Genomic DNA, 18,821 nt, shown 5'->3' on the forward strand with positions numbered 1-18,821 from the left:
TGCCTGCGCTCACGAATGCCGCCGTCCGAGCGCAGCGCAGGTATCCTGCCCCCGATAGACCCGCCGCAAGGCAGCGTTGCGTGCGCATGCGCAACGCTCGACGCACGCCGAATGAACCTACCCGCCATCCGAAACGACATCGCCGTGACTCAAGATTTCTGGTCCTTCTGCCTGTCGCGCCTTGAACAGGAGCTGCCCCAGCAGCAGTTCAACACCTGGATCAAGACCTTGCGGGCCGAAGCCGGCGAAACCGGCGCGTGGGTGCTGCTCGCGCCCAACCGTTTCGTGCTGCAGTGGGTGCGCGAGCGCTACCTGCGCCGCATCCTCGAACTGGGAGAAGAATTCGCCGGTGTGCCGCTGCCGGTCGACCTGCAGCTGCCCGCCGCCGGCACGGCACGGAGCGCGCGCCCCGCAGCTGCGGCCGGGCCGGCGCCCTCGCAGGCGTCGTCACCGTCGTCCTCGCCCGCCCCCCGGCCGGCGCCGGCCGACCCGATTCAGGCCGTGCCCGCCCGCAGCGACGAGGCCAGCATGGCCGCGGGGGCGGCGCTCGATGGCCCCGCGGCCGCGCGCAGCCGGCGCAGCGCCGCACCGATGGCCGGCGGCAAGGACGCCGAACCGTCGACCGGCCTCGAACTGGCCTACGAGAAAACCCGCCTCAACCCCGACTTCACCTTCGACACCCTGGTCACCGGCCGCGCCAACGACCTCGCCCGCGCCGCGGCGATGCAGGTGGCGCAGAATCCCGGCACCTCCTACAACCCGTTGTTCGTCTATGGCGGCGTCGGCCTGGGCAAGACCCACCTCGTGCACGCCATCGGCAACGCGGTGTTCCGCCACAACCCGCGCGCAGTGATCCGCTACGTGCACGTCGAGGACTACTACGCCGACGTCGTGCGCGCCTATCAGCAGAAGAGCTTCGATGCGTTCAAGCGCTACTACCGCTCGCTCGACATGCTGATCATCGACGACATCCAGTTCTTCAACAACAAGAACCGGACCCAGGAAGAGTTCTTCCACGCCTTCAACGCGCTCACCGAGGCGCGCAAGCAGATCGTCATCACCTGCGACACCTACCCGAAGGACATCCAGGGCCTCGAAGACCGCCTCATTTCCCGCTTCGACTGGGGCCTCACGGTGCAGATCGAGCCGCCCGAGCTCGAGATGCGCGTCGCCATCCTCAAGAAAAAAGCCGAAGCGCTGCGCGTGCTGGTCGACGACGACGTCGCCTTCCTCATCGCCAAGAACCTGCGCTCGAACGTGCGCGAGCTCGAAGGCGCGCTCAACAAGGTGGTCGCCTACGCCCGCTTCCACGGCCGCCAGATCGGCCTCGAGGTCGCCAAGGAAGCGCTCAAGGATCTGCTCCACGCGCACAACCGCCAGCTCTCGATCGAGCACATCCAGAAGACCGTCGCCGACTACTACAAGATCAAGGTCGCCGACATGCACTCCAAGAAGCGCACCCGGGTGATCGCGCGCCCGCGCCAGGTGGCGATGTGGCTGGCCAAGGAACTCACCCCGATGTCGCTGCCGGCGATCGGCGAAGCCTTCGGCGGGCGCGACCACACCACCGTGCTCCACGCCTGCCGCACGATCACCGAACTGCGCCTCGGCGACCACCAGTTGAACCACGACGTTCACGTGCTCACCCAGGTCCTGCGCGGCTGAACCCACAGCGATGTTCCGTCCTTCACGCTTTCCCGATCAACCTACTGACCCGGTCTGACGCCATGCTCCTGCTCACCACCACCCGCGATGCGCTCCTCGCTCCGCTGCAGTCGGTTGCCGGCATCGTCGAAAAACGCCACACCCTGCCGATCCTGTCCAACGTGCTGATCGAAAAGCACGGCGACCAGCTGACGATGCTCGCCACCGACATCGAGATCCAGATCCGCACCACCACCGGCGGCCACATCGGCGGCGAGGACGTGGCGATCACCGTCGGTGCGCGCAAGCTGCAGGACATCCTGCGTGCGCTGCCCGACAGCGCCGACGTCAGCCTCGCCCTCGACGACAAGCGCCTCACGGTGAAGGCCGGCCGCAGCCGCTTCCAGCTCCAGACCCTGCCCGCCGCAGATTACCCGCAGCTGTCCCCACCCGACAGCGACGCCGCCCGCCTCACCATCGGCCAGCGCGCGTTCAAGCGCCAGCTCGCCCAGGTGTCCTACGCGATGGCGCAGCAGGACATCCGCTACTACCTCAACGGCCTGCTGCTGATCGCCGACGGCGGCGAGCTGCGCATGGTCGCCACCGACGGCCACCGCCTGGCCTACGCCGCCGCCGCGCTCGAAGCGCCCTTCGACGCGCAGGCCGGCACGCGCACCGAAGCGATCCTGCCGCGCAAGACCGTGCTCGAACTCGCCCGCCAGCTCGCCGACAGCGACGACCCGCTCGAAATCCTGCTCGCCGGCAACCAGGCGGTGTTCCGCTTCGGCCCGATCGAACTGGTCACCAAGCTCATCGACGGCAAGTTCCCCGACTACGAGCGCGTGATCCCGCAGGCCCATCCCAATCTGGTCAGCTTCGCCCGCCAGCCGCTCCTGGCCGCGCTGCAGCGCGCCGCGATCCTGACCACCGACAAGTTCCGCGGCGTGCGCATGGTGCTCGAAGACGGCGTGCTGAAGATCGTCAGCACCAACGCCGAGCAGGAAGAAGCCCATGACGAACTGGAAATCGACTACCACGGCGACAAGCTCGACATCGGCTTCAACGTCACCTACCTGCTCGACGTGCTCAACAACCTCAGCTCCGACACCATCGACTGGCACTTCAACGACGGCAACTCGAGCGTGCTGATCACGCTGCCGGGCAACGACCAGTTCAAGTACGTCGTGATGCCGATGCGGATCTGAGTAGCAGCCTCAGCGCAGCACCCGTTCTTTACGAATCACCGAGATGACCATGTCCGAACCGCAAGACCAGCCCACCGCGTCCGCCAAGGCCCACGAAGACTACGACGAAACCAGCATCCAGCAGCTCGAAGGGCTGGAAGCGGTACGCAAGCGTCCCGGCATGTACATCGGCGACACCTCCGACGGCACCGGCCTCCACCACATGGTGTTCGAGGTCGTGGACAACTCCATCGACGAAGCCCTGGCCGGCCACTGCGACGACATCGTCATCACCATCCACGCCGACAACTCGATCTCGGTGGCCGACAACGGTCGCGGCATCCCGGTCGGGGTGAAGATGGACGACAAGCACGAACCGAAGCGCAGCGCCGCCGAAATCGTCATGTGCGTGCTCCACGCCGGCGGCAAGTTCAACCAGAACAGCTACAAGGTGTCGGGCGGCCTGCACGGCGTCGGCGTGTCCTGCGTCAATGCGCTGTCGAAGTGGATGCACGTCACCGTCGCCCGCGACGGCAAGCGCCACCTGCTCGAATTCGAGCGCGGCAAGCCGCAGAACCGCGTCATCGACGTGGTCGACGGCGTCGAGGTCAGCCCGGCGCGCGTCATCGGCGACACCACCAAGCGCGGCACCAAGGTGCACTACCTCGCCGACGACGACATCTTCGGCACCGTCGAATACCACTACGACATCCTCGCCAAGCGCCTGCGCGAACTCTCCTTCCTCAACAACGGGGTCAAGATCCGCCTCGTCGACCAGCGCACCGGCAAGGAAGAGGACTTCGCCTTCGCCGGCGGCGTCAAAGGCTTCGTCGAATACATCAACCGCACCAAGACCGTGCTCCACCCCACCGTCTTCTACGCCACCGGCACCACCCGCATCCCCACCGGCCACGGCCACGACGCCGAACTGGCGGTCGAAGTGGCGATGCAGTGGAACGACTCCTACGCCGAGCAGGTGCTGTGCTACACCAACAACATCCCCCAGGCCGACGGCGGCACCCACCTCACCGGCCTGCGCGCGGCGATGACGCGCGTCATCAACAAGTACATCGAAGAAAACGAGATCGCCAAGAAGGCCAAGGTCGACATCACCGGTGACGACATGCGCGAAGGCCTCGCCTGCGTGCTGTCGGTGAAGATGCCCGACCCCAAGTTCGCCAGCCAGACCAAGATGAAGCTGGTGTCCTCGGAAGCCCGCCCGGCGGTGGAAGAAGTCGTCGCCAGCAAGCTCGGCGACTTCCTCCTCGAAAATCCGCTCGACGCCCGCACCATCTGCAACAAGATCGTCGAGGCCGCGCGCGCCCGCGACGCCGCGCGCAAGGCGCGCGAGATGACCCGCCGCAAGGGCGTGCTCGACGGCGTCGGCCTGCCCGGCAAGCTCGCCGACTGCCAGGAGAAGGACCCCGCGCTGTGCGAGCTCTACCTCGTCGAGGGCGACTCCGCCGGCGGCTCCGCCAAGCAGGGCCGCGACCGCAAGTTCCAGGCCATCCTGCCCTTGAAGGGCAAGATCCTCAACGTCGAGAAGGCGCGCTTCGACAAGCTGCTGCAGAGCCAGGAGATCGCCACCCTGATCACCGCGCTGGGAACGAGCATCGGCAAGGACGACTACAAGCCCGAGAAGCTGCGCTACCACCGCATCATCCTGATGACCGACGCCGACGTCGACGGCGCCCACATCCGCACCCTGCTGCTCACCTTCTTCTACCGTCAGATGCCCGAGCTCGTCGAGCGCGGCCACATCTACATCGCCCAGCCGCCGCTGTACAAGATCAAGCACGGCAAGACCGAGCTCTACATCAAGGACGACCACGAGCTCAACGGCCACCTCCTCAAGCTCGCCCTCGACGGCGCCAGCCTGACTCCGCGCGAAGGCGTCGAAGCGATCGCCGACGAAGCCCTCGGCGGGCTGGCGCGCAGCTACCTGCTCGCCGAGGCCGTTGTCCGCCGCCTGGCCAGCTACATCGACCCCGAAGTGCTCCAGGTCATGCTCGCCCACGACCTCGAAGTCAGCCTCGACGACGAAGCCGCCGCCCGCGCCTCGGCCGAGCGCATCCGCCCCCACCTCCCCGACGGCCTGCAGATCTACGCCGAATACCACGACGAATCCGAAGCCTGGCGCCTCACCATCGAGCGCCTGCACCACGGCAACCGCAAGTTCGGCTGGGTCGAGCACGACTTCCTCGTCTCCGGCGACTACCGCAGCATCCGCAACGCCGCCGAAGCCATCTCCGGCCTGATCGGCCCCGGCGCCGAAATCCGCCGCGGCGAAAAGCGCCAGCCGGTCACCCGCTTCGCCGACGCCATCAAGTGGCTGCTGGCCGAAGTCGAACGCGGCCTCACCAAGCAGCGCTACAAGGGCCTCGGCGAGATGAACCCCGAGCAGCTGTGGGAAACCACCATGGACCCCGCCGTGCGCCGCCTGCTGCGCGTGCAGATCGACGACGCCATCGCCGCGGACGAGATCTTCACCACGCTGATGGGGGATAACGTGGAACCGCGGAGGGCGTTCATCGAAGGCAATGCGCTGTATGCGCAGAACATCGATGTGTGAGTGAGTTGACACCCCTGGACATTGACCTACAACTCAACCAAGCCTAGACTTCGCTCCAACACGGCCCCTCTCGGTGACTCCGCTTCGGCGGGTTGCTGCTGAGGGGTTTTTTACGTCCTGCGCTCACCACTCCGCCTCCCAATCCGGCGGCGCTCCCATGCCAGCCAGGTTCAGTTCCAGATGAGCGAGGTCCGGAAAGGCCAATAGGTGCGCCTTCATGCGCTCCGGCCAACTCGAGCGCGGATTGACCACAGCCAGCAGATGACGGGCGATCTTCAGCAGCAGGAAGCAACGCGCCCTGGCATGCGCGTCGGCTTCGAACGGTGCCACCCAAGGCACCTCCGACACCGGCGGTAGCTTGGGTTGATCGATGATGTTGCGGTTCCACAACCGGCTATGGTGGGCGCAGACATTGCGCAGGTAATTCAGACTGCGCAACCACCCTGCAAAGATCCGCCCATTGCTCACGCCGTACTGTCCGGCAATCGCATCCTGTTCCTCCACGCGCATGCCGCTGAACAAGGTCGACAAGGTGCCGAAGTCCCACACCTCACACGCCACCCAGATCGCCAGCGGCAAGCCGTATCTCGTCCGGTTGTGGCGGACGAACTCCTCCTTCGAGCGTCCGATCAACTGCGCATGTTTCGTCAGCCACTCATGATGCCCACTCAGACCGCTACCCTTGTCCAGCCGCCTGCTGAACTTTTCGTCAAACAGCTCGGGTGTCAGATAGGCGAAAGGATCAAGCTTCCCCAGCGCGTGGGACACATCCACCCGTAACGCGACCTCGATTCGTTCCAGTGCATCCATCGCGAGCAGACGCAGCTTCTTGTCGAACACATAGAGATCCACGGCGTTCTGGAAGGTCGCTCCGCGGCGGAAGGCATCCAATGCCATCCGCTCCACACGCACCTTCTCCGGCTTCTTCCCCTCCGTGTCCAGCATGCACGCCGGCTCGCTGCGCTCACGAAATGCAAACCAGTAACCGCTCAAGCGGTAGTAACCAATGCGTTCCAGGTAGTCGAGCGCCAGCTCCCGATCGGTAACGAACATGCCGCGTGCCATCAACTGATCGAGTTGATCGGCGTAACTCTTCCAGGGCTTGGGATAACTCATTCAGCGTTTGATCGGACCAGAACACAGACACCGGCGCGCTCCAAAGGGAAAACACCCTGGGAGGCGCGGACCCGCTTGCAGATGAATGCTCCTCCGGTCAGGAGGGGCGCCGGAATCCTAGCACGTCAATCCCTTATGCATACTCCTAAAGCATGCACACACCACTTCCAGCCCCCTGCAGGTCGTTGCACAGAACCATCAGCCCGCCGCCCTTGGCGACGGCACTGTGTCATTCAGCGAGGAATGGATCAGACCCCTTCCAGAGCGCATCCGGGCAATGACAAGTGCCTTCCGGCAGAGCCAGTACAATTGCCGCATCAATCCAAACTCTCAGCAGAAATGTCCCTCGACCTCAACCAGCTCGAAACCCGCCTGTGGGCGGCAGCAGACCAGCTCTGGGCCAACACCGGCCTGAAGCCCTCGGAGTTCTCCAACCCGGTCCTCGGCCTGATCTTCCTGCGCTACGCGGAGAAGCGGTTCCACGAGGCCGAGGCGCGGATGATCGACAGCGGGCTCGATGCCGCCGAGATCGAGAAGATCGACTACCAGGCCGAAGGCGCGCTTTTTCTGCCCGACAACGCCCGCTTCTCCTACCTGCTCGACCTCGCCGAAGGCCAGGATCTGGGCAAGGCGGTCAACGAAGCCATGGCGGCGGTCGAGGCCGAGAACGAGGAGCTCAAGGGCGTGCTGCCGCGCTCCTACGGGCGGCTCCCCAACACCGTGCTGGTCGAGCTGCTGCGGGTGCTGAACGGGCTGGGCGAAGTCGAGGGCGACGCCTTCGGCAAGATCTACGAATACTTCCTCGGCAAGTTCGCCCTGGCCGAAGGCCAGAAGGGCGGCGTGTTCTACACCCCGACCAGCATCGTCAAGCTCATCGTCGAGATCATCGAGCCCTTCCACGGCAAGATCTTCGACCCCGCCTGCGGCTCGGGCGGCATGTTCGTGCAGAGCGCCCAGTTCGTCACCCGCCACCAGAAACGGGCCGCCGAGGAGCTGACCGTGTTCGGCACCGAGAAGGCCAACGACACCGTCAAGCTCGCCAAGATGAACCTCGCGGTGCATGGCCTCTCGGGCGACATCCGCGAATCGAACACCTACTACGAAGACCCGCACAAGGCCGTCGTCGGCAACACCGGCAGGTTCGACTTCGTGATGGCGAATCCGCCGTTCAACGTCTCGGGCGTGGACAAGGAGCGGGTGAAGGACGACCCCCGCTTCCCCTTCGGCATCCCGACCACCGACAACGCCAACTACCTGTGGATCCAGCACTTCTACACCGCGCTGAACGAGCGCGGCCGTGCCGGTTTCGTGATGGCCAACTCGGCGGGCGATGCGCGGGGCACCGAGCTGGAGATCCGCAAGAAGCTGATCCAGACCGGTGGCGTGGATGTGATCGTGTCGGTCGGCTCCAACTTCTTCTACACCGTCACCCTGCCGTGCACCCTGTGGTTCTTCGACAGGGCGAAGGCCAAGGGCAAGCGCAAGGATGAGGTGCTGTTCATCGATGCGCGCGGCACCTACCGGCAGGTCAGCCGGGCGATCCGCGACTTCCTCCCCGAGCAGGTCGAGTTTCTGGCCAACATCGTGCGGCTTTGGCGCGGGGAGACGGTCGAGCTTGATGCGGGAAGCCAGGAGATGCTCCGGCAGCAGTTTCCGGAAGGGGGGTATCGGGACATCGCAGGTGTATGCAAGGTAGCGACGCTGGCCGAAATCGAGACGCAGGGGTGGAGTCTGAATCCGGGGCGGTATGTGGGGGTTGCAGATCGGGAAGCAGATGACTTCGATTTCAAGGAGCGGATGACGGCTCTCAGCGAGGAACTGGAATTACTGACCTTGGAAGCTCGAGAGCTTGAGGACTCCATTGCTGTAGGGATCTCGGCGATGTTGGAGGCGAGATGACTTGGAGGGAGCTGACGTTAGGTGATTGCGTGACTCTGCAATCCGGCGGTACCCCATCAAAGGCTAACGCTGCGTACTGGTCAGGTCCGGTGGCGTGGGTGTCTGCCAAGGACATGACCACTCTCCGTTTGCAGGACACCGAGGACCATGTGTCGGTCGAAGCCATCGGCAACGGTACTCGACTTGTTCAGAAAGGGACGCTGCTGGCAGTCGTCAGAGGTATGAGCCTCGCCAAAGAGTTTCGGATTGTCGAGGTGCAGCGGCCAATGGCATTCAATCAGGACGTCAAAGCCATCATTCCCCGGGATGGCGTTGACTCCAGATTCATTCTGTACTCGTTACTTGCTCGAAGGGAGTATGTCCTCGGTATTGCGGACGAAGCGGCTCACGGGACCAAGCGACTGCAAACGGATCGGTTTTTGGCTGTTCCCGTTTCTTTGCCCAATCTCCCCATGCAGCGCCGCATCGCCTCCATCCTGTCCGCCTACGACGACCTGATCGAAAACAACACGCGACGGATCGCCATCCTTGAGGAAATGGCGCGACGAATCTTTGAGGAGTGGTTCGTCCGATTCCGTTTTCCGGGGCATGAGCAGGTGAAGATGGTGGAGTCGGAGCTGGGGTTGATCCCGGAGGGGTGGAAAGTCCAGACGGTAGAGCAGGCCTTCCAGATCCTCGGTGGCGGCACTCCCTCGAAGGCCGAGCCCGCTTACTGGGAGGGAGGCACGATCAACTGGTATTCGCCCACCGATCTAACAAGAGCGGGAACGTCCTTCATGGAGCAATCGGCTGACAGGATCACGGCGCTTGGACTGGCGAAAAGCTCGGCGAAGCTCTTCCCTCCGATGTCGGTGATGCTGACAAGCAGGGCGACTATCGGTGTAGTAGCGGTAAATACGAACGAGGCCTGTACAAACCAAGGTTTCATCACCTGTCTTCCGAACAGCGATTACCCCCTGTGGTTGCTCTATCACTGGTTGAAAGCCAACGTCGAGACGTTCATCGGCTTGGGCACAGGCGCAACCTTCAAGGAGATCACGAAGGGCACGTTCAAGGGGATCAGACTGCTTGTGCCGCCACAAGACCTAGTCGGCGCGTTCTCTTCGACTGCCGAACAGTTGATGCTGCTGTCGCTGAACCTGCAAAGAAAGAACCGGAACCTCCGCGCCACCCGCGACCTCCTGCTCCCCAAGCTGATCTCCGGCGAGCTCGACGTCTCCAAGCTCCCCGAACCGACCGTGTGAGGAGGTATCGACATGCCCGTCATCTCGATGTTTTTCGGCCTGATCATCCGCATGTACTTCTTCGATACCGATCGTCACCACGAGCCGCATTTCCATGTCGAGTATGGTGAATTCGAGGCGGTGTTTGCGATCCAAAGTGGTGAGTTGCTTGTCGGAGACCTCCCGACCGCGAAACGCCGGCTGGTGCAGGCCTGGATCGAAATACACCGCGAAGACCTCCTGGCCGACTGGAGGCTCGCAGTCGAGGGCAAGGAGTTGTTCAGAATCGACCCGTTGAAGTGAGGAGTCTGTCCATGTCACCGCGCATCGCCACCGTCAAACCCCTTCCCCAGGCCAGGTTGCTGCTCGGCTTCAGCAACGGCGAGCAGCGGCTCTTCGACGCTTCCGCCTATCTGGACAAAGGCATTTTCACCCAGCTTCGCGACCCCGATTACTTCGACCGGGTTCGCGTCGTGGGCGGTCATGTGGAATGGCCGGGAGGCCAGGACTTCAGCCCGGATACCCTGTATCTTCGCAGCGACCCGACCGCGACACCGTGCGATCCTGCCCGGGACATGCAGGGCACAGCATGATCAAGCTCGTTCACATCGAACCCGCGAGCGACTTCCAGCTCCGGCTGCGCTTCTCCGACGGCCGCCGGGGCGTGTTCGAGGGCCGGACGCTACTGCAGCGCACCGGCCCCTTGCTGGATGTGCTGCGCGATCCGGCGTATTTTGGCCGTGCCTTCATCGACGCCGGCGCCCTGTGCTGGCCCAATGGCCTGAGCCTGTCGCCGGCGCGGGTACGCGAACAGTGCAGCATCGAAGCAGCAGAGACTTTTCGCTGACCTTCCTGCAAGGAATGCCCACTCATGAATACCGACCTCGAGCAACGCATCACCTTCAACTCCAGACAGTGCGGTGCTCAGCCCTGCATTCGTGGCATGAGAGTCCGCGTGGCGGATGTGCTCGAAATGTTGGCTCAGGGCGTCGAGGAGGAAGAGATGCTGGCCGACTTTCCTGACCTGGAGCCTGCAGACATCCGGGCGTGCCTGCACTTTGCGGCCAGACTTGCCGACAAGGCGTCGAATCACGCGCTCCGGCAAGCAAGCTGAGAGGATCTCCCCATGCCGATTATCAGTCGCTTTCTCGGCATCCTGATCTCCATGTACTGGAACGATCATGCGCCGCCTCATTTCCATGCGCGCTACGGTGAATACGAGATCACCGTCGATATCCTGACCGGAGTCGTCAGCGGGGCTTTCCCGAAGCGTGCCCTTCGGCTTGTATTGGAGTGGTATGACCAGCACCAAACCGAACTGATGGAGAACTGGGAACTCTGCCGCCGTGCCGAGATGCCAAAACCCATAGAACCGCTGGAGTGATGACGATGTTCCTGCACATTACCGATGCCCATCCGCTTCACGACTACGTCGTGGCGGTCCGTTTCGACAACGGTGAGAGCGGTCAGGCAGACTTGCTGCCTGCGCTGCAGGGGCCGATGTTCGCGCCCTTGCTCGATCAGGCGCTCTTCAAGGCGCTGTGCGTCGATCCGGAGTTGAAAACCATCGTCTGGCCGAATGGCGCGGATCTGGCGCCGGAGTATGTCTACTTCCTTGCCTTCCGCGATCGCCCGGAGTTGCAGCGGACGTTTGCGAACTGGGGTTATCTGGCGGAATCCGTGTCCCACTGAAGGGACGCCTGGCCACCCATGACCACCCTCCTCACCGCCCGCGAAGTCACCGCCACCTACGGCGAACTCGTTCTCGTCGAGTTGCCCGCGATGGACTGTTTCGCTTCCCTGGGGTGGGAGGTCGCCAACCTCTACGACGAAACTTTCGGCGTCGACGGCACCGAAGGCCGCAAGTCCTCCGCCGAGGTCATCCTGGTGCCGCGCTTGCGACGGGCACTGGAGCGCATCAACCCCGGCTACCCGGCCACCGCCTACGAACAGGCCATAGAGCAGCTCACCGAGGACCGCTCCAAGCAGATCCCGGTGAACGCCAACCAGGTTTTCTACACGCTGCTGCGCGAGCGGGTGAAGGTGGAGATCGCCGACGAGGACGGCAACCCGCAGACGGTCGAACTGTCGGTCATCGACTGGAACACCCCGGACAACAACGACTTCTTCCTCGCCCAGCAGATGTGGGTGTCGGGGGAGATGTACAAGCGTCGCTGTGACCTGCTCGGCTTCGTCAATGGCATCCCGCTGGTCTTCGTCGAGCTGAAGGGGCCGCATGTGCCGCTGAAGTCGGCCTACGACGACAACCTGAAGGACTACAAGGGCCAGAGCATCCCGCAGCTCTTCCACCCCAACGCCTTCATCCTGCTGTCGAACGGCTCGCAGACCCGCGTCGGCACGCTGACCAGCCCGTGGGAACACTTCTTCGAGTGGCGGCGGATCGACGACGAGACCGAGGCGGGTTCGACCTCGCTGGAGACCGCGATCCGGGGCCTGTGCGACAAGCGGCGGCTGCTCGACCTCGTCGAGAACTTTACCGTGTTCGAGACGGCGCGGGGCGGGCTGATCAAGAAGGTGGCCAAGAACCACCAGTACCTCGGGGTGAACAAGGCCATCGCCCAGATGGTGAAGCTGCGTGAGTCCGGCGACCGCGAGGCGGCGAAGAAGCTCGGCGTGTTCTGGCACACCCAGGGCAGCGGCAAGAGCCTGTCGATGGTGTTCTTCACCCAGAAGGTGCTGCGCAAGCTCCCCGGCAAGTGGACCTTCGTGATGGTCACCGACCGGGCCGAACTCGACGACCAGATCTACAAGACCTTCACCGCCACCGGGGCGATCACCGGGGCCGAGGTGCAGGCGACCAGCGCCGAGAACCTCAAGGCATTGCTGCGCGAGGACCACCGCTACGTCTTCAGCCTGATCCAGAAATTCCGCACCGACAAGGGCGAGGCCTACCCGAAGATTTCTGAGCGGGACGACATCATCGTCATCACCGACGAGGCGCACCGCAGCCAGTACGACGTGTTCGCGCTCAACATGCGCAACGCCCTGCCCAATGCCGCCTTCCTCGGCTTCACCGGCACCCCGCTGATTGCCGGGGAGGAAGAGCGCACCCGCGAGGTGTTCGGCGACTATGTGTCGGTGTATGACTTCGCCCGCTCCATCGAGGACGGCGCCACGGTGCCGCTGTACTACGAGAACCGCAGCCCCGAGCTGCAGATCATCAACGACCACCTCAACCGCGACATCGAGCGCCTGCTGGAAGAGGCGGAACTCGACGAGGCGCAGGAGAAGAAGCTGGAGCGGGAGTTTGCCCGCGAATACCACCTGATCACCCGCGACGACCGCCTGGAGACCATCGCCGCCGATCTGGTGAAGCACTTCCTCGGTCGCGGCTACCGGGGCAAGGCCATGATGGTCTGCATCGACAAGGCCACGGCGGTGCGGATGTACGACAAGGTGCAGACGCACTGGAAGAAGCACCTGGCCGAGCTGGAAGCGCAACGCAAGACCGCCAGCGGAGACGCCCGGGAGACGCTCGCCGACAAGATCATGGTGATGCAAACCACCGACATGGCCGTGGTGGTGTCGCAGTCGCAGAACGAGATCGAGGAGCTGAAGGAAAAGGGCCTCGACATCGTCCCGCACCGCCAGCGCATGGTCGGCGAGAACCTGGACGAGCAGTTCAAGGACCCCGATGGCCAACTGCGGCTGGTCTTCGTCTGCGCGATGTGGATCACCGGCTTCGACGTGCCGACCTGCTCCACGCTCTATCTCGACAAACCGATGCGCAACCACACCCTGATGCAGACCATCGCCAGGGCGAACCGGGTCGCACCGGGCAAGACCGCCGGCCTCATCGTCGATTACGTGGGCATCTTCCGTAACCTCCAGGACGCCCTGCGCATCTACGCCAAGCCCAACCAGCCGGGGCAGCTGCCGATCAAGGACAAGGCGGCGCTGGTCGAGCAACTCGAAGGGCTGCTGCGCGACGCGCAATCGTTGTGCACCGGCCTCGGCATCGACCTGACGGGCATCGTGAGCACCCCTCCCGCACAGCGCCTGGAAGCCCTGCAGAAGGCCATGGACGTGATCCTCGAAGCCGGGGAAGACAAGACCAAGGCCTACCTGCTGCTCGCCGGTCAGGTGGCGCGCACCTTCAAGGCCATCCTCCCCGACGCGGAAGCCAACGCCCATGCGCCGACCTCGGTGCTGGTCGCCTATCTCGGGGCGATGATCAAGGCCCTGCGTCCGCCACCGGACATCGCCGGGGTGATGAACGACCTCGATGCCCTGCTCGACGACTCCATCGCCACCGAGGGCTACCGCATCGGCGCGCGACCGGAAGCCGAGGCCCTGATCGACCTGTCGCAGATCGACTTCGCCGCCCTGCAGCAGAAGTTCGAGGAAGGCAGGAAGGCCACCGAGACCGAGAAGCTGAAGGGGCAGATCGAGAAGAAGCTCGACACGATGGTCCGCGAGAACAAGGGCCGGATCGACTTCCTGGAGAAGTTCCAGAAGCTCATCGAGTCCTACAACTCATCCAGCCACAACCTGGAGGCCTTCTTCAAGGAGCTGATGCACTTCGCCCAGAACCTCACCCAGGAGGAACAGCGGGCCACCCGCGAGAACCTGAGCGAGGAAGAGCTGGCCATCTTCGATCTCCTGACCCAGCCCGAACCCGAGCTGACCGAGAAGGAGAAGGACGAGGTGAAGAAGGTGGCGAAGGATATGCTCGCCAAGCTGAAGGCCGAGAAGCTGGTGCTGGACTGGAAGCTGAAGACCCGGACCAAGGCGGATGTCGAGCGGACGATTCGGGATTTTTACATCAGGCTGCCCGGGGCTTACACGCCAGAGCTGAAGAAGGAGAAGCGGGCGAAGACCTACGCGCACATTTACGAGAATTACTTTGGGGCGGGGCTGAGTGTGTATCAGGGGGTGGGGGTTGCGGCGCATTAAGGTGCATCTGTGCTTCGGGTTTCGTTGATCGCGGATGCTCGGCCTGACCTGACGCTCACCATCTGCCTCGACTCGCGATCAACGACAGCTATGCGGATGTGGTTTCCAATAGCGGCATGCGGCCACGAGCAGCCACTGGAACGGAGCGCCGGTAAGCGAAGGTGATGACTGGCCCTTGGCGTGCCGGGCGATTGCGTCAGGCGAGAGCGTCAGGGTCCTGCATCCAGGCTGGAATGTCGCGCTGGCCGTGCAGTACGCGCCAGACATCAATGTAGTCCGCTCGTTCGACGTAGAAGACGAGGTAGGGGTAGGGCGACAGCGTCCAGGCGCGTAGGCCGGGAAGATCCAACTCATGCCCATAGCGCGGCGAACCCGTGCCAGGCTGGCGGGCGATGTGGGCATAACTCTTTTCCAGTGCATCGATGAAGGCGAGCGCAACAGATGATGAAGCCTCTTCAAGATAGTAGGCTATCGCGTCGTCGACGTCCTGGTTGGCCTGCTCACGCGGAACGACGGGTTTGACCTTCACCCCTGAGAAACCGACTTGACAGCCCTGCGTACTCGGTCACGCAGACCTTCGAAGTAAGCGGAATCAGCAGGCGATGCCGGCGTAGTGGCTGCGCCGGCCAGCAGCACGCTACGCAAACGCTGACGATCCTGATCCTTCCGGATCAGTTCGCGCACGTACTCGCTACTGGTACTGTAGCCCCGTTCGCCCACCTGCTCATCCACGAAAGATTTCAGACTGTCGGGCAAGGAAATATTCATCGTGCTCATGGACGCAGATTAGGTTTTTTGACAAACTTTGGCAAGATCGTACCCCCGGTCCGCGTCCCGCCAGTCACGCTGAACGACCGCTTTCCAGCACTGCCGATGACCGCAATGGGTCGTCAGCACTCAGCGACGAATGGCTGTTTCCGGGAAGTGAAACGTTAACAACCGCTTTCCGTCGATGAACTCGATGAGACGTCAGTCGCACCCCGACACAGTGCCACCCGATGCAGCCCAAGCAACCAGATGACAGTTGTGAGCGCCTCTGCGGCCGGTGCTCGTCGAACTCGTCAGGCCGCAGCGGCCATGTGCATGTCGACATGGATGTCGACGAACGGACAGCGCAGCGCACCGGCTTCGTTTCGCTCGACAAGGCCCAACGCCACCAGCTCGGTCGCGTCTTCATGTACACGCTTCACATCGCGTCCGAGACGGCGCGCGAGTTCGCGCAGGCCGACGGTTCCTCCGTCCTGCTGCAGGGCCTGGACAATCGCCCAGCGACGCTCCGTGAGGCGGCCAAAAAAGGCGCCGGACGTCTCGAAATTCAGGGTTTCGCCCTGATACGTCGTGGCGGTCGCGGACCTGCCGGCTTTGCGCAATGCGCTGCGCCAATCCGGCCCCAGGGTAATGGTCAGGCAACGTGTATTCATGGCGCCCTCCGTTTCTCCACTTCGGCGATGAAATCTTCAATGAGTTGGTCAACAGTCGAAAAAGAATAGGGACGCTCTTCACCGTGCAACTGCCCGGCAGGGATAGGTCGCCATCGGCCGCTTTGGATCGTCCGCGCCACCAACGCCCCCACGATCCCGCTGGTATGCTCACGCGCTCGGACTAGCATGCCCCCAAGCCACCGGGACCGGAGCGACCTGCATGAAAAAATTCATCCGCGACAACCCGACCATCGTCTTCGGGCTCGGCCTGCCGCTGCTGCTCGTCGCGGTATTCCTCGCCATCTCGGGCATTCCCACGTTGCTGGTCGCACCGCCGCAGTACGAGGTGTTGTACGCGACCAACTACAACTTCTACAACAACGCGCACAACGCGATCCAGATCGCGGTCGTCGGCGATCGCGTGCAGGTCAGCTACGTCGGCAACACGCAGCCCTACCAGACCCCGCGGCTGTGGCGCTTCAACCCGAAAACCGGCGCGGTCAGGGAGATCGCGCTGCCGTTGCCGCCCGGCCTCGCCCCCAACAGCGGGCGCCCGGTCGAGGCGGAAAAGACTCCGAGCGTGACCCCCATCGACGTCCCCGACCTCACCGGGCTCGAGGTCGATTCGTCGAGCCTGGCGCCGGACGGCTACACGTTCCGCAGCGGCGCCGACAGCTACCGCGGCAACGTCTTCGACGGCCTGTTCTTCGGTTCTTCGCGCTACCGGATCCAGGCCGAGCTCGTCAAGGACGGGCGCAGCATCCGGCTGCCCAACACCGACGGCGCCTACTACGGCAACACGGTCCGCTTCGTCGGCTGGGTGCTGCCGTGATCTGGCTCCTGCTGCTGATCGTGCTGATCGTCCTCGCCGGCGGCTGGTGGGGCTGGCCGCTGGCCGCGGCGCTGTTCGGCAGCCGCGCGATCCATGACAAGACCAGCGCGCTCGGCAAGATCACCGAGTTGATGCGTGCCCATGACATCTCGCCGGCTGAAGTCGCTGCGGTATACCGCGATCCGACCCTGATCTCGACCGCGGCCCCCAAACGCAGCAGCGGCGAGATTGCACGGACGCTCTTCATCTACCTCGGCGCGATCTTCATCCTCGCCGGCATCGGCACCTACATCGGCATGTTCTGGAACCGCATGGGCAGCGTCATGCGCATCGTCGTCACCCTCGGCGTCGCTTATGCGCTGCTGGTCGTGCTGGTCTCGGCGCTGCACGAGAAGAAGTTTCCCAGGCTCGTCCTGCCGCTGACGCTGGCGACGGCGTTCATGCTGACGAGCGGCTGGTTCGTCTTCATCCACGAGGTCTTTCCGCGCGGCGACGACTGGCGGCTGGCTGCGCTCGCCGTCTTCGGCACGATGGCGATTCATCAGGGCCTGCTGTTTCGCCAGTACGCGCTGAGCGTGCTCGCCTTCACCGCCCTGTGCTTCGTCTACGCCTTTCTGTCGGTCGGCCTCGACCTGCTTGACGTGCCGGCGGGCTTCAGCGCGATCCTGCTCGGCGCCTCGCTGTGGCTGGTCGCCAGCGGGCTCGAGAAGTCGCCGCAGCGCAGCCTCGCCGAGTTTGCCTACCTGATCGCGCTGTGCTGGCTCAACGCCGGCTTGTTCGACCGCGTCGCCATCGCCGCCGCGGCCGACTGGGCCGCGCTGCTGACCGGCGCCTCGGTCATGTCGGCCGCCTACGGCCTGCACAAGGACGGGCGCCAGCTCCGGCTAGCCGGCCTCGGCTACCTGATCGGCTCGGCGCTCGCCTACAGCGGCCTCTTCGACCTGCTGCGCCAGACCCCGGTCGAGCTGCTCTATTTCGCCGTCACCGCGGCGATGCTCTACGCCTGCGTGCGGCTGCAGAGTCGCGCGCTGCTCCTGACCACGGTGCTCGCGATGCTCGGCTTCATCGGCTACTTCACCGCCGAACACTTCGTGGATTCGCTCGGCTGGCCGATCTCGCTGGTCCTCATGGGCGTCGCCTTCATCGGCGTCGGCACGCTGGCGATGCGGATCAAGCGGCAGATGTGAGGGCGCTGGCCTGGAAGGGGCAGTACCGGTCGGCCGCTTCCTCGCTGTACTGGCAGAGGATCCCTTCCACAAGCGCCCGCCCGACGAGAGACTCGTGGGCGATCTTGCCGGGCCACGACGCCGCGCCCTTGATTGATTCACTTTCAATCACTATGATTTTTTCAGCATCGCATTGATTACACGAAGCGGCTCGGCAGGGGGTCGCTTCCCGACACCCGCTCCCGACCGACGAGTCTCCAGATGACGCAAGCCGCAACCAAAGTGCTCACCGCCCATGTGCCGCTCCCGCTCGCCGAGAAGGTCGATCAGATGGCCGCGAGGCTGGAGCGCTCGCGCGGCTGGATCATGAAGCAGGCGCTCTCCGCCTGGATCGCCCAGGAGGAAGAGCGCGACCGCCTGACCCAGGAGGCGCTCGCCGACGTGGACGCCGGTCTCGTCATCGACCCTCTCGCGGTGCAGGCCTGGGCCGACAGCCTGGGCACCGACCAGCCCCTGCCGCTGCCACGCTGATGGAGCTGAAGTGGACCCGCAAGGCGCTTGCCGATCTGGCGCGCCTGCATGAGTTCCTGGCGCCGGTGAACAGGCAGGCCGCCGCGAAGGCGGTACAGGCGCTGGCCAAGGCCCCGACCATCCTGCTGAGCAACCCGCGCATCGGCGAACAGCTCTTCCAGTTCGCGCCGCGCGAGGTGCGGCGTATCCTGGTCGCGCAGTACGAGGTGCGCTACGAAATCCGCGACTCGGTCATCTACGTCCTGCGGCTGTGGCACACCCGAGAGGACCGCACCTGACCCATGCCCCTCGACTTCGCCACCCTCGACACCCTGCG

At 64.0% G+C, this 18,821-nt stretch carries 20 protein-coding genes; 16 read left to right on the forward strand and 4 right to left on the reverse strand.

Annotation, left to right across the window (positions count from 1 at the left end; genetic code table 11):
- Window positions 1-144 precede the first annotated feature (144 nt).
- From dnaA to gyrB, 3 genes are all read left to right on the forward strand, one after another.
- Complete coding sequence (gene dnaA / locus Tchl_RS00005; protein WP_075149501.1) at window positions 145-1,665, forward strand: chromosomal replication initiator protein DnaA; 1,521 nt, start codon at window positions 145-147, stop codon at window positions 1,663-1,665.
- A 62-nt stretch (window positions 1,666-1,727) separates the two neighbouring features.
- Window positions 1,728-2,849: a DNA polymerase III subunit beta gene (gene dnaN / locus Tchl_RS00010; protein ID WP_075146590.1), complete on the forward strand. Its 1,122-nt coding sequence runs from the start codon at window positions 1,728-1,730 to the stop codon at window positions 2,847-2,849.
- Between the two features lie 49 nt (window positions 2,850-2,898).
- Complete coding sequence (gene gyrB / locus Tchl_RS00015) at window positions 2,899-5,400, forward strand: DNA topoisomerase (ATP-hydrolyzing) subunit B (protein WP_075149502.1); 2,502 nt, start codon at window positions 2,899-2,901, stop codon at window positions 5,398-5,400.
- A 123-nt stretch (window positions 5,401-5,523) separates the two neighbouring features.
- Here the strand turns inward: gyrB and Tchl_RS00020 are convergent, their stop codons facing one another.
- Window positions 5,524-6,516, reverse strand: coding sequence for an Abi family protein (locus Tchl_RS00020; RefSeq protein WP_075146591.1), 993 nt, complete (start codon window positions 6,514-6,516; stop codon window positions 5,524-5,526).
- A 339-nt stretch (window positions 6,517-6,855) separates the two neighbouring features.
- Between Tchl_RS00020 and Tchl_RS00025 the strand changes: the two genes are divergently transcribed.
- The 9 genes from Tchl_RS00025 to Tchl_RS00065 are packed head-to-tail and all read left to right on the forward strand — an operon-like array spanning window position 6,856 to window position 14,555.
- Window positions 6,856-8,415 (forward strand): type I restriction-modification system subunit M, encoded by a 1,560-nt coding sequence (locus Tchl_RS00025; RefSeq protein ID WP_075146592.1) that lies wholly within the window; start codon window positions 6,856-6,858, stop codon window positions 8,413-8,415.
- Window positions 8,412-9,659 (forward strand): restriction endonuclease subunit S, encoded by a 1,248-nt coding sequence (locus tag Tchl_RS00030; protein ID WP_075146593.1) that lies wholly within the window; start codon window positions 8,412-8,414, stop codon window positions 9,657-9,659. The genes Tchl_RS00025 and Tchl_RS00030 overlap by 4 nt, the downstream gene beginning before the upstream one ends.
- A gap of 12 nt (window positions 9,660-9,671) precedes the next feature.
- A complete protein-coding gene (gene dhiT / locus Tchl_RS00035) occupies window positions 9,672-9,941 on the forward strand; it encodes a type II toxin-antitoxin system toxin DhiT (RefSeq protein WP_075146594.1) in 270 nt (89 codons plus the stop codon).
- Window positions 9,942-9,952: 11 nt separating this feature from the next.
- Entirely contained in the window at window positions 9,953-10,231 is a 279-nt protein-coding gene (locus Tchl_RS00040) for a DUF2442 domain-containing protein (RefSeq protein WP_075146595.1), read from the forward strand.
- Window positions 10,228-10,485, forward strand: coding sequence for a DUF2442 domain-containing protein (locus Tchl_RS00045; RefSeq protein WP_075146596.1), 258 nt, complete (start codon window positions 10,228-10,230; stop codon window positions 10,483-10,485). The genes Tchl_RS00040 and Tchl_RS00045 overlap by 4 nt, the downstream gene beginning before the upstream one ends.
- Before the next feature lie 24 nt (window positions 10,486-10,509).
- Window positions 10,510-10,752, forward strand: a complete 243-nt coding sequence (locus Tchl_RS00050) for a DUF433 domain-containing protein (RefSeq protein WP_075146597.1) — start codon at window positions 10,510-10,512, stop codon at window positions 10,750-10,752.
- Window positions 10,753-10,764: 12 nt separating this feature from the next.
- Complete coding sequence (locus Tchl_RS00055) at window positions 10,765-11,022, forward strand: DUF4160 domain-containing protein (RefSeq protein WP_004360141.1); 258 nt, start codon at window positions 10,765-10,767, stop codon at window positions 11,020-11,022.
- 5 nt (window positions 11,023-11,027) lie between these two features.
- Window positions 11,028-11,330 carry a DUF2442 domain-containing protein gene (locus Tchl_RS00060; RefSeq protein WP_075149503.1) on the forward strand — a complete coding sequence of 101 codons (303 nt, stop codon included), beginning with the start codon at window positions 11,028-11,030 and terminating at the stop codon, window positions 11,328-11,330.
- A gap of 18 nt (window positions 11,331-11,348) precedes the next feature.
- Window positions 11,349-14,555 carry a type I restriction endonuclease subunit R gene (locus Tchl_RS00065; RefSeq protein WP_075146598.1) on the forward strand — a complete coding sequence of 1,069 codons (3,207 nt, stop codon included), beginning with the start codon at window positions 11,349-11,351 and terminating at the stop codon, window positions 14,553-14,555.
- Window positions 14,556-14,751: 196 nt separating this feature from the next.
- On the opposite strand, the gene Tchl_RS00070 is transcribed toward Tchl_RS00065, so the two are convergent.
- The 3 genes from Tchl_RS00070 to Tchl_RS00080 form a co-directional block, all read right to left on the reverse strand.
- On the reverse strand, window positions 14,752-15,084 hold the full coding sequence (locus Tchl_RS00070) for a type II toxin-antitoxin system RelE/ParE family toxin (RefSeq protein ID WP_075146599.1): 333 nt from the start codon (window positions 15,082-15,084) through the stop codon (window positions 14,752-14,754).
- Window positions 15,081-15,332, reverse strand: a complete 252-nt coding sequence (locus Tchl_RS00075; protein WP_075146600.1) for a ribbon-helix-helix domain-containing protein — start codon at window positions 15,330-15,332, stop codon at window positions 15,081-15,083. The genes Tchl_RS00070 and Tchl_RS00075 overlap by 4 nt, the downstream gene beginning before the upstream one ends.
- A 284-nt stretch (window positions 15,333-15,616) precedes the next feature.
- Window positions 15,617-15,976, reverse strand: a complete 360-nt coding sequence (locus Tchl_RS00080) for an HVO_A0114 family putative DNA-binding protein (protein ID WP_075146601.1) — start codon at window positions 15,974-15,976, stop codon at window positions 15,617-15,619.
- A 220-nt stretch (window positions 15,977-16,196) separates the two neighbouring features.
- Here Tchl_RS00080 and Tchl_RS00085 point away from each other — a divergent pair, with 220 nt between their 5' ends.
- The 4 genes from Tchl_RS00085 to Tchl_RS00100 all read left to right on the forward strand — a co-directional run bounded on the left by Tchl_RS00085 (window position 16,197) and on the right by Tchl_RS00100 (window position 18,783).
- Window positions 16,197-16,808, forward strand: a complete 612-nt coding sequence (locus tag Tchl_RS00085; protein WP_075146602.1) for a hypothetical protein — start codon at window positions 16,197-16,199, stop codon at window positions 16,806-16,808.
- Complete coding sequence (locus Tchl_RS00090; protein ID WP_075146603.1) at window positions 16,805-17,995, forward strand: DUF2157 domain-containing protein; 1,191 nt, start codon at window positions 16,805-16,807, stop codon at window positions 17,993-17,995. The genes Tchl_RS00085 and Tchl_RS00090 overlap by 4 nt, the downstream gene beginning before the upstream one ends.
- Before the next feature lie 240 nt (window positions 17,996-18,235).
- On the forward strand, window positions 18,236-18,505 hold the full coding sequence (locus Tchl_RS00095) for a CopG family ribbon-helix-helix protein (RefSeq protein ID WP_075146604.1): 270 nt from the start codon (window positions 18,236-18,238) through the stop codon (window positions 18,503-18,505).
- Entirely contained in the window at window positions 18,505-18,783 is a 279-nt protein-coding gene (locus tag Tchl_RS00100) for a type II toxin-antitoxin system RelE/ParE family toxin (protein WP_075146605.1), read from the forward strand. Before Tchl_RS00095 ends, Tchl_RS00100 begins: the two co-directional genes overlap by 1 nt.
- Window positions 18,784-18,821: the final 38 nt, after the last annotated feature.

Source organism: Thauera chlorobenzoica, from assembly GCF_001922305.1.
Lineage (GTDB): Bacteria > Pseudomonadota > Gammaproteobacteria > Burkholderiales > Rhodocyclaceae > Thauera > Thauera chlorobenzoica.